The organism is Micromonospora sp. NPDC051924 (genome assembly GCF_055586005.1).
Window position 1 is genome coordinate 81,027 of record NZ_JBVJJA010000021.1, and the last position, 15,634, is coordinate 96,660.

Here is a 15,634-nt window from a genome sequence, read left to right on the forward strand (position 1 = left end):
CCGTGATCGTGCCGACCGTCCTCTGCCCAGTGAGGGAGCTGCCGTGCCACCGTCGACCCCGCCCCGGCCGCGACGCTGGTGGGCCCTGGCCGCGGCGGTGGCCTGCCTGCTGCTGATCGGGCTCGACACCACGACGGTCTTCCTGGCGCTGCCGGAGCTGATGACCGCCCTCCCGGCCTCGGCCGGCCAGCTCCAGGGCGTGTTCGTCGGCTACCTGCTCGCCTTCGGCCTGCTGATGGTGCCGCTCGGCGCCCTTGCCGACCGGCTCGGCCGGCGGCGCGTACTGCTGGCGGGCCTGCTGGTCCTCGGGCTCGGGGCGGCCGGCGCGGCGCTGGCCGGCAGCGTCGCCGCGCTGCTGGTCGCCCGGGTGGCCATGGGCGTCGGCGCGGCCGTCGTCATGCCGACCGCGATGGCGATGCTGCCGGTGCTGTTCCCGCCCGAGGAGCGGGGCCGGGCGTTCGCGGTGGCCTCCGCCGCGGTGAGCCTCGGTCTCTGCTTCGGCCCCCTGGTCGCCGGCGCGCTGCTGGAACGGTACTGGTGGGGTTCGGTCTTCCTGGTCGACCTGCCGATCGTGGTGGTGGCCGCGCTGCTCGTGGCGGTGTTCTTCCCCGAGTCCCGGGCGCCGGCAGGTCGTCCGGCCGCCGGCGGCGGTCCCCGGCTGAGCCGCCCGGTCCTGGTGCTGGCGCTGGTGTACGTGCTCATGACCGGGTTCCTGTTCGTGCTGACGCCGTACCTCGACGGGGTCGGCGCCGCCCGCGGGCTCTCCGCCGGCCTGCGGCTGCTGCCGCTGGTCGGGGCGTTGCTGGTGGGCGCGGGCCTCGGCGAGCGGGTCGGTGCCCGGGTCGGCCCGCGGGGGGCCGCGGTGGCCGGCGCGCTGCTGGCCGCGGCCGGCCTGGCGCTGTTCGCCACGGCGGGCACCGCCACCGCCGCCGCCCGGGTCACCCTGGGACTGGTCGCGGTCGGGGCGGGCCTCGGCGCGATGCTGTCCAGCGCGATGCGGGCGGCCACCGCGGCGAGCCCGGACGACCTGCTCGGCGTGGTCCGCTTCACCACCGCGGTACGCCAGGTCGCCGGGGCGGTCGGGGTGCTGCTCGCCGGCACGGTACTGACCCTGGTGTACCGGGCCGGCTCCGCTGCCGTCGGTGCGCACCTGGGCGCTGCCCTGCGCCGGGGGGAGGAGGCCGGGGCGGCGGGCGACGAGCTGCGCGCGGCGGCCCGGCTGGCCTACGTGGACGGCCTGCAGGCGGCGGCGCTGGTAGGGGTGGGGCTGGCCCTGCTCGCGGCCGCGATCGCCGCGACCGGCCGGTTCGGGCCGCCCGCCGACGACCGGGCTCCGGCGGTGCGCCACCCGGCCCCCGCCGGCGCGGACCGCCCCGCCTGACCATCCGGCCGGCCCCGCACCCGCGCCCGCGCCGAGCGGCGCCGCGCGGTACCGCGCGGTATGCAGGCAGCAATTTCCCCGAAGGTGCTGCCTCGGGACGAGACAAGGCAGCAACTTCCCGGAAGTTGAGCGGATCTTGGGGGTGCGCGGGCGGGTGGGGTGCCGGGCGTGGCGTGCAGGGTGCGCAATGCAGGGTGCAGCTGGTGCCGTCGGTCCCGTCGCCGGGATTGCGAACGGTGCCATCGTCGCGATGTCCTCCGTCCGCGGAGGACGGTTGGCGAGCCGGTGCCTGAGCTGCACGGACGCCGATGGGGGCGGCCGGCCGGCGATGACCGGGCGGTGCCGTCGCCGGCGGCCGGGCGGGTCTGGGGAGGCCCTTAAGACCGCGTCCAGAGGGTCTGCAGAACGACCTGCGCAGACTGGCCTGGCGCACCCGGGACCCGCTCGTCGGACCGCGCGGGGCCGGTCGTCAGACATCGGTCCGCCCGGGTCGCCCGCCCCTTTCGTGGCCCGATCAAGGGAGAGTTGCGAATGTCGTCCAATCTCTACGGCATCCCCGACGACTTCGACGTCGTCGTCATCGGTGGCGGCCCCGCCGGCGGCACGCTGTCAGCGCTGCTGAGCGAGCGCGGCCGGCGGGTCCTCGTGCTGGACCGCGAGCGCTTCCCCCGCTACCACATCGGAGAGTCCCTCATCCCCGGCTTCATGCGGCCGATGGAGGAGCTGAAGCTGCTCGACCGGATGGAGCAGCGCGGGTTCGAGAAGAAGCACGGCGGCACCCTGGTCTGGGGCGCCCAGAAGATCCCGTGGGGCTTCTCGTTCATCGAGGGCGGCCCCTACAGCTACTCGTATCACGTCCGCCGGGCCGACTTGGACTCGATGATCCTCGACCGGTCGCGCGAGCTGGGCACGCACGTGATCGAGGAGGCCACCGTCAAGGAGGCCATCGAGGAGGACGGCCGCGTCGTCGGCGTCCGCTACACGATCCGGGGCTCCGAGGAGGTCCAGGAGGCCCGGGGCAAGCTGGTGATCGACGCCTCCGGCCAGGCCCGCGTGCTGGGCCGCAAGCTGAGCAACGTCAACTGGCACGACGACATGCGCAACGTCGCGGTCTGGACGTACTTCGACAACGCCGACCGGCTCCCCGGCGACGAGTACACCAACATCCTCATCGAGGGCCTGGAGGGTGGCTGGTTCTGGGGCATCCCGATCGACAAGGGCACGATGAGCGTCGGCTACGTCACCGCCTCCGCGGCGGCGGCCGCCTCCGACGAGTCGCTGGAGGACCTGTTCCGGGCCCAGCTCGCCCGGTCCAGTCAGCTCAAGGAGCTGCTCAAGAACGCCCGCCAGTCCAGCGGCTTCCGCTCGGCCCGCGACTGGTCGTACACCTGCGACCGGTTCTACGGCCCGGGTTGGGCGCTGGTCGGCGACGCCGCCGCGTTCGTCGACCCGCTCTTCTCCACCGGCGTGGCGCTGGCCACCCTGGCCGGCAGCGCCCTGTCGAAGATCCTCGACAAGGTGCTGGAGCACCCGGAGATCGAGGATGCCGCGCTGGAGCGGTACGCGACCGCGTACCGGGCCTTCTTCGACGAGATCCGCACCTTCGTCGGGAAGTTCTACGACCGCACCAGATACAAGGAGTTCTACTGGGAGCAGGCCCAGACGATCGTCGACCCGAAGCGCGAGCGCGACCCGCGGGAGGACTTCGTCACCCTGGTCTCCGGCCTCAGCGGCCGCCACCCCCTGTTCAACATCAACGTGGACGACCTCATCGCCGAGCGCGCGGAGACCGCCGCGGTCGGAGCCTGACCCACCCACGCGGCAGCCGCTCCGGCGGCTGCCGCGTGGCCGCACCGAAGCCGAATGGGGCCCGATGACCAGCCACACCATCCAGATGTTGTTCGTCGACCTGGCGCTGATCCTGTTGCTCGCCCGCGGCTTCGGCGTGCTCGCCGTCCGGTTGGGGCAACCGCCGGTGGTCGGTGAGATATTCGCCGGCATCCTGCTCGGGCCGACCCTGTTCGACGGCTGGATCGCCGCGAACCTGTTCCCGACCGCCGTCCGGCCGCTGCTCTCCGGTATGGCGGACGTCGGAGTGGCCCTGTTCATGTTCGTGGTCGGTCTCGAGCTGGAACGTGGCGTGCTGCGCGGCATGGGACGCAACACCGCCGTGGTGGCGGCCGGCTCCACCCTGCTGCCGCTCGTCCTGGGCCTCGGGCTCGGCTGGTACCTGCTGCGCGGCCACGGTCACGGCGACGCCGCGGCCTTCATGATCTTCATCGGCCTGTCGGTGTCGGTGACCGCGTTCCCGGTGCTCGCCCGGATCATCGCCGACCGTGGACTGTCGCGGACGACGGTCGGCACCTTCGCCCTGGCGACCGCCGCCGTGGTGGACGTGGTGGCCTGGGTCGCCCTCGCCGGCGTACAGGCCTCGATCGGCGGGGAGGACGGGCACTGGCGGGTCCTGCTGCTCCTGCCGTACGTCGCGGTGATGTTCCTCGTCGTCCGCCCGCTGCTGCGGCGGCTGGTGACCGGCGGCGACCCGGACGATCCGATCAGCGTCCCCCGGCTGGCCGCTGTGCTCAGCGGTGCCCTGCTCTCCGCCGCCGCCACCGAGGCGATGGGCATGCACTTCATCTTCGGCGCGTTCCTGTTCGGCCTGGTGATGCCGACCGGCGGCGCGGAGCAGCGCAGCGAGGCCATCCAACGGCAGACCGGCCAGCTCACCGCCCTCCTGCTCCCGGTCTACTTCGTGGTCGCCGGGCTCAAGGTGGATCTCGGCGGGGTGGGCCTGGACGGGCTGCTGGACTTCGGCGTGATCCTGCTGGTCGCCGTGGCCGGCAAGCTCGGCGGCACCTACCTCGCGGCACGCGTGCAGGGCGTGCCCGCCCGCGCGTCGCTGGCGCTGGGCACCTTGATGAACACCCGCGGGCTCACCGAACTGATCATCCTGGGCGTCGGGCTGCGGATCGGCCTGCTCGACGACTCCCTCTACTCGCTGATGGTCGTCATGGCGCTGGTCACCACTGCGATGACCGGCCCGATGCTCGCCTGGATCTACCGCCGGCCGGTGGAGATCACCGCGCCGGCCAGGGTGCCGGATCTGGTACCGGCGGCCCGGTCGTCGGCCTAGGAGGAGGAACAGATGCACCTCGTCGAACGTGGATCGGAGCTGGCCACGCTGGCGGAGGTCCTCACCGCCTCCGCCATGGGCACCGGCGGCGCGGTCCTGATCAGCGGCGGCATCGGCTGCGGCAAGTCGGACCTGCTCGACGCCGTACGCGGGCGGGCCGAGGCGGACGGCTTCGCGGTGCTCGCCGCGGTGGGCTGCTGGGCCGAACGGGAGTCGGCCGGTGGCGTCCTCGGACAGCTGCTCCGCTCCGCCGAGCTTCCCGGGGCCGCGCCGGACCGGATCGGCGAGCTGCTCGACGGGCTCGGCGGCGCCGCCCCGGTCCCGGAGGCCGAGCCGCGTACCCTCGACGCGGGCACCACCGCCGCCGTGCACCAGCTCTGCACCGAGGTGCTCCAGGTCGCTGAGCGGGTGCCGGTGCTCATCTGCGTCGACGACGTGCAGTTCGCCGACGCGGTCTCCCAGCACTGGCTGATCCAGCTGCTCGGCCGGCTGCGCAACGCCCGGGTGGCGGTGGTGGTCGCCGAGTGCGTGCTCTCCCGGCCGACCAACCCGCGACTGCGCGCCGAGCTGCTGCGGCTGCCCAGCTACCGCCGGATCCCGTTGCCGCGGCTCTCGCCGGCCGGGGTGGCCACCGTGCTGCACCGCCACCTGGACCCGGACACCGCCGCCGCGCTGGCCGGCGAGGTCCACCAGGTCAGCGCGGGGAATCCGTTGCTGGTCCGGGCGCTCGTCGAGGACCAGCGCACCGGTGAGCGGCCGCCGGCCGCCGGGACCCGGGTCCGGGTCGGCGAGGCCTACGGGGACGCGGTGCTCAGCTGCGTGCTGCGCGGCCGGCCGGTGCTGATGCGGGTGGCCCAGGCGCTCGCCGTGCTCGACGAGGGCGCCGACAGCGCCGCGCTGGCGGTCCGCCTGCTCGACGACGAGGAGCCGGCCACGGTCCAGCGCGGGCTGGACGCGCTGGACGCCGCCGGCCTGCTGAACGGGGGAGCCGTCCGGCATCCGGCCGCCACCGCCGCGCTGCGCGCCAGCGTTCCGGCACACGAGCGGGCGCGGCTGCACCGGCGTACCGCCGAACTGCTCTACTCCGACGGCGCGCCGCCGACCCGGGTGGCCCGCCACCTGGTCGCCGCCGACCGGACGCTGCCCGACTGGGCGCTGCCGGTGCTGCGCGCCGCGGCCGAGCGGCACCTGGTGGAGAACCGGGCCGCCGACGCGTACGCCTGCGTCGAGGTGGCGCTGCGGATCTGCGCCGACGAGAGCCTGCGCGTCCCGCTGAAGGCCCTGCTGACCAGCGCCGCCTGGCTGCTGAACCCGTCGATGAGCGTCCGGCACCTGGGCGAGCTGGCCGAGGCACTGCGGGAGGGGCGGCTCGGCGACCGGCACGCCCTGATGCTGGCGAAGTACCTGCTCTGGCACGGCCGCTTCGAGGAGGCGGCGGAGGCGATCGAGCGGATCGTGGCCCGGGGCGAGGAGAACGACCCGGCCGGCTCGGCGGAGCTGCGCGCGACCCGGGAGATCCTCGCCGCCTCGTACCCGGCGCTGGTGTCGGGCCGGCTGCGACCGGAGCGCAATCCCGCCCGTCCGGCCCGGGACCCCCGGGTACGCAGTGCGGCGGCGCTCTCGTCGCTGCTCGCCGGCGGTGACGAGGACGAGGCGGTGGCCGACGCCGAGGCCTGCATGCGGGCCATGCGGTTGACCAAGAAGACCCAGGAAGCGCTGATGTGCGCGGTGGCCACCCTCCAGTTCGCCGACCGGCTGCCCGCCGCGGCGAGCTGGTGCGATCACTGGCTGGCCGAGGCGCGGGCCTGGCAGGTGCCGCTCTGGGAGGCCGAGTTCGCCTCGCTGCGCGCCAGCATCGCGGTGCGGCAGGGCAACCCGCTGCTGGCCCGGCAGCTCGCCGAGGCGGCGCTCAAGCAGGTGCCGCTGGAGAGCTGGGGCGTCTGCATCGGCGGCCCGCTGGCCAACCTGGTGCAGGCCGCCACCGACACCGGCGACCACGAGGCGGCGTCGACCTACCTGGAGATGCCGGTGCTGGAGGGCATGTTCAAGAGCCGGTTCGGGCTCTACTACCTGCACGCGCGGGGCCGCTTCCAGCTGGAGAACGGCCGCCCGCACGCCGCCCTCAACGACCTCACCACCTGCGGCCAGCTGATGACCTCGTGGGGCTTCGACCGGCCGGCGCTGGTGCCGTGGCGGGCCGAGGCGGCCCAGGCGTACCTGCTCGCCGGCGACGTGGCGCGGGCCCGGACCCTCGCGCGCGAGCAGTTGGCCCTGGTCGGTCCCCGGGCCTCCCGGACCCGCGGCATGTCGCTGCGGGTGCTGGCCGCGGTCAGCCCGCCGGGGGAGCGCGCCGACCTGCTCACCGAGGCGGTCGAGGTGCTCCGCGGCTGCGGCGACCAGGCCCAGCTCGCCCAGGCCCTGGGCGATCTCGGTTGCCTGCACTACCAGGCCGGCCGCCCGGCGCGGGCCCGGCCGCTGGTCGAGACGGCGGCCCGGCTGGCCCGGTCCTGCGGCGCCCGGCCGATCCTGCGCCGGCTGCCGCTGGAGGCCGGCCCGGCCCGGCCCGAGCCGGCCGACCCGGCCGAGCAGGTGAGCCGGGTGGCCGCGCTGTCGCTGCTGTCCGGTGCGGAACGCCGGGTGGCGGCGCTGGCCGCGCGCGGGCACACCAACCGGGAGATCTCCCGCCGGCTGTGCATCACGGTCAGCACGGTGGAGCAGCACCTGACCCGGACGTTCCGCAAGCTCGGCGTCAAGACCCGGGCGGACCTGCCCGAAGAGATCGTGCTGGACATGGCGGTGGCGGGATGAGACCCGCCGGCCGTCGGGCCCCCGCACACCGTTTCCCGACGAGAAGGAGGTGAGAAGATTGCCGCTCGACAGCTCCGGATCGGGACGTGACGACCGGTACGATGTGGCGATCCTCGGCAGTGGTATCGCTGGCGGCATGCTCGGTGCGGTGCTGGCCCGCAACGGCGTCAAGGTGCTGCTACTGGACGCCGGCGCCCACCCACGGTTCGCGATCGGGGAGTCCACCATCCCCTTCACGTCCGGGATGACCCGGATCATCGCCGACCGCTACGGCGTGCCGGAGATCAAGCCGCTGTCCAGCTTCCGCGGCGTGCAGAAGCACGTCTCCCGCAACTGCGGCCGCAAGCAGAACTTCGGCTTCGTCTACCACCGTGAGGGCGTCCCGCAGGATCCCAGGCAGACCAACCAACTGGTCGTCCCGTCGATGCTGCGGACCGAGTCGCACCTGTTCCGCCAGGACGTGGACACGTACCTGTTCCAGGTAGCGGTGAAGTACGGCGCGCACACCCGGCTCAACACCCGGGTGGTGGACGTGGACATCGACCCGGACGAGGGCGCGGTGCTCCGCTCGGACCGGGGCGAGGAGTTCCGGGCCAGCTACGTGGTCGACGCCGGTGGGTTCCGCTCGCCGCTGGCCGACAAGTTCGAGCTGCGCGAGGTCCCCACCCGGGCCCGGACGCACTCGCGCAGCATCTTCACCCACCTCATCGGGGTGCGCCCGTACGACCGGTCGCCGGCCGCCGCGCGCGGCCACGACCAGCCGAACCCGTGGCACCACGGCACCCTGCACCACGTCTTCGACGGTGGCTGGATGTGGGTGATCCCGTTCGACAACCACCCGGACTCGCTCAACCCGCTGGTCAGCGTCGGTCTGACCCTCGACCCGCGGGTACACCCGAAGACCGACCTGCCGCCGGAGGAGGAGTTCCGGCAGTTTTTGAACCGCTTCCCGGACATCGCCTGGCAGTTCGAGGAGGCCAGGCCGGTGCGGCCGTGGGTCTCCACCGGCCGGCTCCAGTACTCGGCGAAGCAGATCGTGGGGGACCGGTTCTGCCTGACCTCGCACGCGGCCGGCTTCATCGATCCGCTCTACTCGCGCGGCATGACGAACACCCTCGAACTGATCAACATCATGGCCTGGCGGCTGATCGCGGCCGCCCGGGACGGCAACTGGTCGACCGACCGGTTCGAGTACCTGGAGACTCTCCAGCAGGGACTGTTCGACTTCCACGACGACATCGTCTACAGCTCGTTCGTCGCGTTCCGCGACTACGATTTGTGGAATGCGGTGAACCGCACCTGGCAGCTCGGCACCATGCTCGGGAACGTCGTCATCGAGGACGCCTACTTCCGCTATTCCCGCAGCGGGGACGACAAGGTCTTCCTCGCCCTCGAGGACAGCCGCCACCCCGGCTCGCCGTTCCCGGTCAGCGAGAAGTTCAGCGAGTTGGGCGTGTTCACCCGGCAGACCTGCCAGGCGGTCGAGGCCGGCACGCTGTCCGCGAAGGACGGGGCCGCGCAGATCTTCGCCACGATCGCTTCGGCCGACTACCTGCCCCCGTCGTTCGGCTTCGGCGATCCGGAGAACCGCTGCTTCAGCGCCTCCCCGTCGAAGATGGCGCGCAACGCGGTGTGGAGCCGGCGCAAGGCGCCGAAGGAGATCGGCGGCATGATGACCCGGGCCACCGCCGGCCTGGTCCGCATGCGGCTGCGCCCCTGACCGCACCCCCTACGCGGTACGGCGGCGGTCCCGGTGTTCCCACCGGGGCCGCCGCCAACGTGTGTGCGGGGTCACTCCACATTGGTATTCTTCGCTGCCTGCGGGCGGTCGCGATAGGGGTCGGCCTCGGGTACGGACGGGTCGAATCGGGGTTACCGCCCATTCGCCGCCCGCGTAGATTCTGGTGGGCGGCGACAATTTCGCCGCGACCCGTGGAATTTCCACACCGCCGGGCGACGAACGGTCGTAACCGCAATTTCTGCATTCTCCCGCCGCGGTCCCGTCGACGAAAAGGCAGTGAATGGACGCGATGGCAGACTTCGACACGGCAGACCAGATCGCGATCGTCGGCATGGCCGGACGCTTTCCCGGCGCCGACGGTCCGGAGGCCCTGTGGCGACTGCTGATCGGACGCGGCGACGCCATCGTCGGCGTACCGGCGCAGCGCTGGGACGCCACGGCCCAGCTGGACCCGGAGCGCGAGATCCAGGCCGTGGGCGGCTTCCTCGACGGCGTGGACGAGTTCGACGCCGCCTTCTTCGGCATCTCGCCGCGCGAGGCCGAGGACATCGACCCGCAGCAGCGACTCATGCTGGAGGTCACCTGGCGGGCGCTGGAGGACGCCGGGCAGCCGGCCGCCGGCCTGGCCGGCACCCGTACCGGCGTCTACGTGGGCGCGTCCTGGCACGACTACGAGCTCGCCCGCCGCGAGCGGGGCGCCCCGACCAGCCAGCACAGCCTGGTGGGCAACGCCCTGGACGTGATCGCCGCCCGCGTGTCGTACGCCCTGAAGCTGCGCGGCCCCAGCCTGACCGTGGAGACCGGCTGCTCGTCGTCGCTGGTCGCCCTGCACCTGGCCGCGCAGGCGCTGCGCGCCGGGGAGATCGACGCCGCGGTCGTCGGCGGGGTGAACCTGATCCTCGCCCCCGACGTCTCCATCGGCCTCACCCACTTCGGCGGGCTCTCCCCGAACGGCCGGTGTGCCGCCTTCGCGGCCGGGGCCGACGGGTTCGTCCGCGGCGAAGGGGTGGCCGCCGTCCTGGTCAAGCGGCTCGACCGGGCGCTGCGCGACGGCGACCGGGTGCACGGCGTGCTGGTCCGGTCGGTGGTCAACAACGACGGTGGCGGGGAGAGCCTGGTCACCCCCAGCCCGGAGGGGCAGCGCGAGCTGCTCCGCCTGGCATACGGCGACGGCACCGTGCCGCTGGACCGGCTCGGTTACGTCGAGGCGCACGGCACCGGCACCGGCCGGGGCGACCCGATCGAGGCCGGCGCCATCGGCGAGGTGCTCGGGGCAGCACGCACCGTCGGGCCGCTGCCGGTCGGCTCGGTGAAGACCAACATCGGCCACCTCGAGGCGGCGGCCGGGATGGCGGGCCTGTTCAAGGTCCTGCTGGCGCTGCGGCACCGCACCGTTCCGCCGAACCTGCACTCCGCCACGCTCAACCCGGAGATCCCGTTCGACCGGCTCAACGTCACCGTGGTGCGGGAGCCCCTGGCGCTCCCCGCCGACGAGCCGGTCTACCTCGGGGTCAACTCCTTCGGCTGGGGTGGCACCAACGCCCACGTGGTGGTCGGCCCGGCCCCCACGCCCGCCGCCGGCCCGGCCGCCGAGCCACCGGACACCGGCCTGCCCGCCGTGGTGCCGCTCTCCGCCCGCCAACCGGCCGCGCTCGCCGCGCTCGCCGGGGACCTCGCCGGGCGGGTGCCGGAGGCGGAGCGGGACCTGACCGCCGTCGCGGGCAGCCTGGCCTGGCACCGGGACCACTTCCCGATGCGCGCGGCGGTTGTCGCCGACCGGCCCGCCGCGCTGCGGGACGGGCTGGCCCGGCTCGCCGCCGCCGGACCGGACGCGCCCGAGGACCCCGACCTGCCCACCGGCCGGGCCGTGCCGCACCGCCGCACCGCGTTCGTCTTCCCCGGCCAGGGTTCGCAGTGGCGGGGGATGGGCCGGGAGCTGTACAAGCGCAGCCCGGTCTTCGCGGACGTGGTGCGCCGCTGCGCCGAGGCGCTGCGCCCGCACGTCTCCTGGGACCTCACCGCGGTCGTCGCCGACGAGGCGGGCGACGAGTGGACCACCCGGATCGACATGCTCCAGCCGACCCTCTGGGCGATGTCGCTCGGCCTGGCCGAGCTGTGGCGCGCCAACGGCGTCCACCCGGACCTGGTGCTCGGTCACAGCCAGGGCGAGATCACCGCGGCCACCCTGGCCGGCGCGCTCTCCTACGCGGACGCCGCCCTGCTGATGGCCCGGCGCAGCGCGATCGCCCGGCGGGCCTCCGGCCGCGGTCTGATGCTCGCCGTCGACCTGGACCGGGACGGCGCCCGGGAGGCGTTGCAGGGCTTCGAGGAGACGGTGGCCCTGGCCGTGCACAACGGCCCCCGTTCCTGCGTGCTCTCCGGCGCCGGGGACGACGTGCTGACGCTCAAGGAGCTGCTGGAGGCCGAGGACGTCTTCTGCCGCCTGGTCAACGTGGACTACGCGTCGCACAGCCCGCAGATGGAGGCGCTCCGCGACGACCTGCTGGCCGCGCTGGAGCCGGTCCGCCCGAGGGCCGGCGCCGTGCCGCTGCTCTCCACCGTCCGGGTCAAACTGCTCGGCGGCGCCGAACTCGACGCCCGGTACTGGGTGGAGAACCTCTGCCGCCCGGTGCTCTTCGCCGACGCCCTGCGGCAGGCCTTCGACGACGGCGTCACCCACGTCGTCGAGATCAGCCCGCACCCGGTGCTCACCCCGGCCGTCGAGCAGCTCGCGGCCGAACGCGCCGAGCCGGTCGCGGTGCTCTCCACCCTGCGCCGCGACCAGGGCGCCGCCGAGGACATGGCCCGCGCCCTGGCCCGGTCGTACGTGGCCGGGCTGGCCCCGTTCGGCGCGCTGCCCAAGGGCCGCCGGGTGGACCTGCCGGGCTACCCGCTGCGGCCGGAACGGTACTGGCCGGCGGACCGGCCCCGGCGTACCGGCGGGCGCGGCTTCGAGGTGGCGCTGTCCCCGGCGCCCGGGCAGGTGGACACCTGGCACGCGCCGGTCGGGCTGGCGCTGGGCGAGCAGTCGTGGCTGGCCGACCACCGGGTGCACGACGCCGTGGTGCTGCCCGGCGCCGCCATGCTCGGGCTGCTGCTGTTGGCCGCGCGGGCGCGCACCGGCGGCCGGCCCGGCAGCCTCGACGAAGTGGCCTTCGACCGTGAGGTCACCTTCGCCGGCGACGACGTGCGACTGACCGTGGAGTGGCGCGACGACGTCACCGAGGGTGGCAATGTACGCCTGCTCCACCTGCCCGACGGCGGCGCCGGCTGGACCGCCGCGGCCGGCGGCCGGGTCTCCTACCGGCCGGTCGACGCCCCGCCCCCCGCGTATCCCGACTGGGCCGAGCCGGCGGAACCGACCGACCCGGGCACCTTCTACCACGAGTGGGCCGGCCGGGGGCTCCGCTACGGCCCGGCGTTCCGCCCGGTCCGGGCGCTGCGGGTGCACCCCGGCGGGGCGGAGGCGGTCGGCGAGGTGGTGCTGGCCGACCGGCTGCGGGCCGGCAACCGGCCGCATGCCCTGCACCCCGCGCTCGCCGACGGCGCCCTCCAGGTGGCGCTCGCGCTCTGCCCCGGCGACCAGGCCGTGGTGCCGGTCGCCGTCGACCGGGTCCTGCTGCACACCGACCTCGACGAGCCGCCGACCACCGTCTCGTCGCACGTGGTCCGGCACGACGCCGAGCACTACGACGTGCACGTCTTCGACGCCGCGCGGCGGCCGGTGCTGAGCCTGCGCGGACTGCGCCTGCGGCCGCTTCCGGACACCGTCGGCGGCACCGACGACGCGGACCGGCTGCACCGGCTCACCTGGACGCCCGCCGAGCCGCCGACCGTGCCGGTGAGCCTCGGCCGGTGGCTGGTCTGCGGCCCGGCCCCCCGGGGTGAGCTGGTCACCGCGCTGCGGGCGGCCGGCGCCGACCCGGTGGACGACGGCAACGACCTGCTCGCCACCGACCCCCGCGCGGAGGCCGCCGGAGTGGTCTTCGTCGCACCGGACGCCGACGCCGGGCTCGGCGCGCAGCGGCAGGGCCTGCTCCGGCTCACCGCCGTGGCCCGCGCCTGCGCCGGGCGGAGCGTGCCGCCCCGACTCGCCGTGGTCACCACCCGGGCCCAGGCGGTCACGCCGGCCGACCGGCCCGACCCCGGAGCGGCCCTCTACTGGGGCTACCTGCGGGCGCTGCGCCGGGAACACGGCGAACTCGAACCCCGGGTGGTCGACGTGGACCCGGCCGACCCGGACCGGTCCGCCCGGTGCGCCGCCGAGCTGCTCGGTGGGGAGGACGACCAGGTGGTGCTGCGCGCCGACGGCCGCCGGGTCGGCCGGCTGGCCCGCGGCGAACTGCCCGAGGAGGACACCGCCGAGCTGCCCGCCCCGCGTACCGCGGCGCAGCCCTTCCGGGTCGTCCCGTCCCGACCGGGACGCTGGGAAGGGGTGGTGCCGGTCCCGCTGGCCCGGCGCGCCCCCGGGCCGGGTGAGGTGGAGGTCGAGGTCACCGCCACCGGGCTCAACTTCATCGACGTGATGAAGGCCGTCGGCACGTACCCCGATCCGTCCGGCGGGGCCGGCCTGCTCGGCGGCGAGTGCGCCGGCCGGGTCGTCGCGGTCGGCGACGGGGTCACCGAACCCCGGCCCGGGGACCGGGTGGTCGCCTGCGTCTTCGGCGCGCTGGCCAGCCACGTCACCGTCCGCGCCGGGCACACCCGGCCGATCCCCGCCACCCTCGCCGACCCCGACGCCGCCGCCCTCCCGCTGGTCTACGCCACCGCCTGGTACGCCCTGGCCGACCTCGGCCGGCTCGCCGCCGGCGAGACCGTGCTGGTGCACTCCGCTGCCGGGGGCGTGGGCCTGGCCGCCGTGCAGGTCGCCCGCGCCCTCGGCGCCCGGGTCGTCGCCACCGCCGGCGGCGAGGCCAAACGCGAGCACCTGCGGGCGCTCGGCGTCGCCGACGTCTTCGACTCCCGCGACCTGGGCTGGGCCGCCCAGGTACGGGCGGCGACGGGCGGGCGGGGCGTGGACGTCGTGCTCAACTCGCTGACCGGCGCGGCGATCCCGCTCGGCCTCGACGCGCTCGCCGAGGACGGCCGGTTCATCGAGATCGGCAAGAAGGACATCTACGCCGGGCGGCCGATCGGCCTGGACGCCTTCCGCAAGGGCATCACCCTCGCCGCCGTCGACCTCGCCGGCCTGATGGACCGGCGACCCGACCGCTTCGCCCGGCTCTTCGCCGATGTGTGGCAGCGGATCGCCGACGGCGCCCTCCCGCCGCTGCCCACCCGGGTTTTCCCGTACCCCGAGGCGGCCGAGGCGCTGCGCGAGATGTCGCATGGCACGCACATCGGCAAGCTGGTGGTCGTCGACCCGACCACCGTCGAGACGGTCACCGCGGTGCCCCTGCCCGACGGGCGGTTCCGGGACGGGACGTACCTGATCAGCGGCGGCCTCGGCGCGCTCGGCCTGGCCCTGGCCGAGTTCCTCGCCGGACACGGCGCCGGTGGCCTGGTGCTGCTCGGCCGCTCCGAACCCACTCCCGCCGCCCAGGCCCGGGTGGCGGCGCTGCGCCGCACCACCGCCGTCGAGGTGCTGCGCTGCGACGTGGCCGACGAGGCCGCCCTGCGCCGGGCGGTGGACGGGGTACGCGCCGGGCTGCCGCCGGTGCGCGGCGTGTTCCACGCCGCCGGCCTGCTCGACGACGCCACCGTCGGCACCCTCACCGCCGAGCAGGTGGCCCGGGTACTGGCGCCCAAGGTGGACGGCGCGCTCGCCCTGGAGGCGGTCACCGCCGACGACCCGCTGGACCTGTTCGTGCTCTTCTCCTCGGCCGCCGCGCTGATCGGCAACGCCGGCCAGGCCGCATACGGGGCGGCGAACGCGTACCTGGACGCCTTCGCCGAGTCCCGGCGGCGCGCCGGACGGCCGGCGCTCAGCGTCCAGTGGGGCCCGTTCGGCGACGTCGGCCTCGCCGCGGCCGACGAGAACCGGGGTGCCCGGCTGGCCGAGCGGGGCATGGAGAGCTTCCCCACCGGCGAGGCGTGGCCGGCGTTGCTGCGGATGCTCGGCCGAGACGAGCCGGTGGTCGGGTACGTGCCGCTGAACCTGCGCCGCTGGTTCGACGCGTACCCGGACACCGCCGGGCTGCCGAGCTGGCAGTGGCTGCGCTCGGCGGCCCGCGACGGGGAGGCCGCCGCTCCCGCGCACGGATTCCGGGGCACCCTGCTGCAGACGCCGGCCGCCGAGCGGGCCGCCCTGGCCGAGGCGAAGGTGCGCGAGCTGGCCGGCCGGGTGCTGCGGCTGGACACCGAGCGGGTCGACCGGGAGACCCCGTTCAAGGACCTCGGCCTCGACTCGCTGATGGGCCTGGAGCTGCGCAACCGGCTGGAGCAGGCGTTCGGGCTGCGGCTGTCGCCCACCCTGCTGTGGACGTACGGCAGCGCCCGCGCCCTGGCCGGCGCCCTCTGCGAGCAGCTCGCCCGCACCGCCGAGCCGCCCACCGCCGAGCCGGCCGAGCCCGACCGGGCGGCCGCCGAGCCGGCGGTGCCGAGCGGCACCGGCTGACTCACGGCACCGCCC

Annotated in this window: 6 protein-coding genes; all 6 read left to right on the forward strand. The window is 74.9% G+C overall.

Annotated elements, in window-relative coordinates; translation table 11 throughout:
* The first annotated feature begins 43 nt into the window (after window positions 1–43).
* The 6 genes from ACZ6S5_RS18480 to ACZ6S5_RS18505 all read left to right on the forward strand — a co-directional run bounded on the left by ACZ6S5_RS18480 (window position 44) and on the right by ACZ6S5_RS18505 (window position 15,619).
* Complete coding sequence (locus ACZ6S5_RS18480) at window positions 44–1,381, forward strand: MFS transporter (RefSeq protein ID WP_466001875.1); 1,338 nt, start codon at window positions 44–46, stop codon at window positions 1,379–1,381.
* A 531-nt stretch (window positions 1,382–1,912) separates the two neighbouring features.
* Window positions 1,913–3,190, forward strand: a complete 1,278-nt coding sequence (locus tag ACZ6S5_RS18485; RefSeq protein WP_466001877.1) for an NAD(P)/FAD-dependent oxidoreductase — start codon at window positions 1,913–1,915, stop codon at window positions 3,188–3,190.
* Window positions 3,191–3,254: 64 nt separating this feature from the next.
* Window positions 3,255–4,514, forward strand: coding sequence for a cation:proton antiporter domain-containing protein (locus tag ACZ6S5_RS18490; protein ID WP_466001879.1), 1,260 nt, complete (start codon window positions 3,255–3,257; stop codon window positions 4,512–4,514).
* 12 nt (window positions 4,515–4,526) lie between these two features.
* Complete coding sequence (locus ACZ6S5_RS18495; protein WP_466001881.1) at window positions 4,527–7,322, forward strand: AAA family ATPase; 2,796 nt, start codon at window positions 4,527–4,529, stop codon at window positions 7,320–7,322.
* Between the two features lie 49 nt (window positions 7,323–7,371).
* Complete coding sequence (locus tag ACZ6S5_RS18500; protein ID WP_466001883.1) at window positions 7,372–9,042, forward strand: NAD(P)/FAD-dependent oxidoreductase; 1,671 nt, start codon at window positions 7,372–7,374, stop codon at window positions 9,040–9,042.
* A 301-nt stretch (window positions 9,043–9,343) separates the two neighbouring features.
* Window positions 9,344–15,619 carry an SDR family NAD(P)-dependent oxidoreductase gene (locus tag ACZ6S5_RS18505; protein ID WP_466001885.1) on the forward strand — a complete coding sequence of 2,092 codons (6,276 nt, stop codon included), beginning with the start codon at window positions 9,344–9,346 and terminating at the stop codon, window positions 15,617–15,619.
* Window positions 15,620–15,634: the final 15 nt, after the last annotated feature.

Excerpts from the sequence above, each read along its gene's own strand:
- ACZ6S5_RS18485 (WP_466001877.1), top strand. The coding sequence starts at position 1,913 with ATGTCGTCCAATCTCTACGGCATCCCCGACGACTTCGACGTCGTCGTC.
- ACZ6S5_RS18490 (WP_466001879.1), top strand. The coding sequence starts at position 3,255 with ATGACCAGCCACACCATCCAGATGTTGTTCGTCGACCTGGCGCTGATC.
- ACZ6S5_RS18495 (WP_466001881.1), top strand. The coding sequence starts at position 4,527 with ATGCACCTCGTCGAACGTGGATCGGAGCTGGCCACGCTGGCGGAGGTC.
- ACZ6S5_RS18505 (WP_466001885.1), top strand. The coding sequence starts at position 9,344 with ATGGACGCGATGGCAGACTTCGACACGGCAGACCAGATCGCGATCGTC.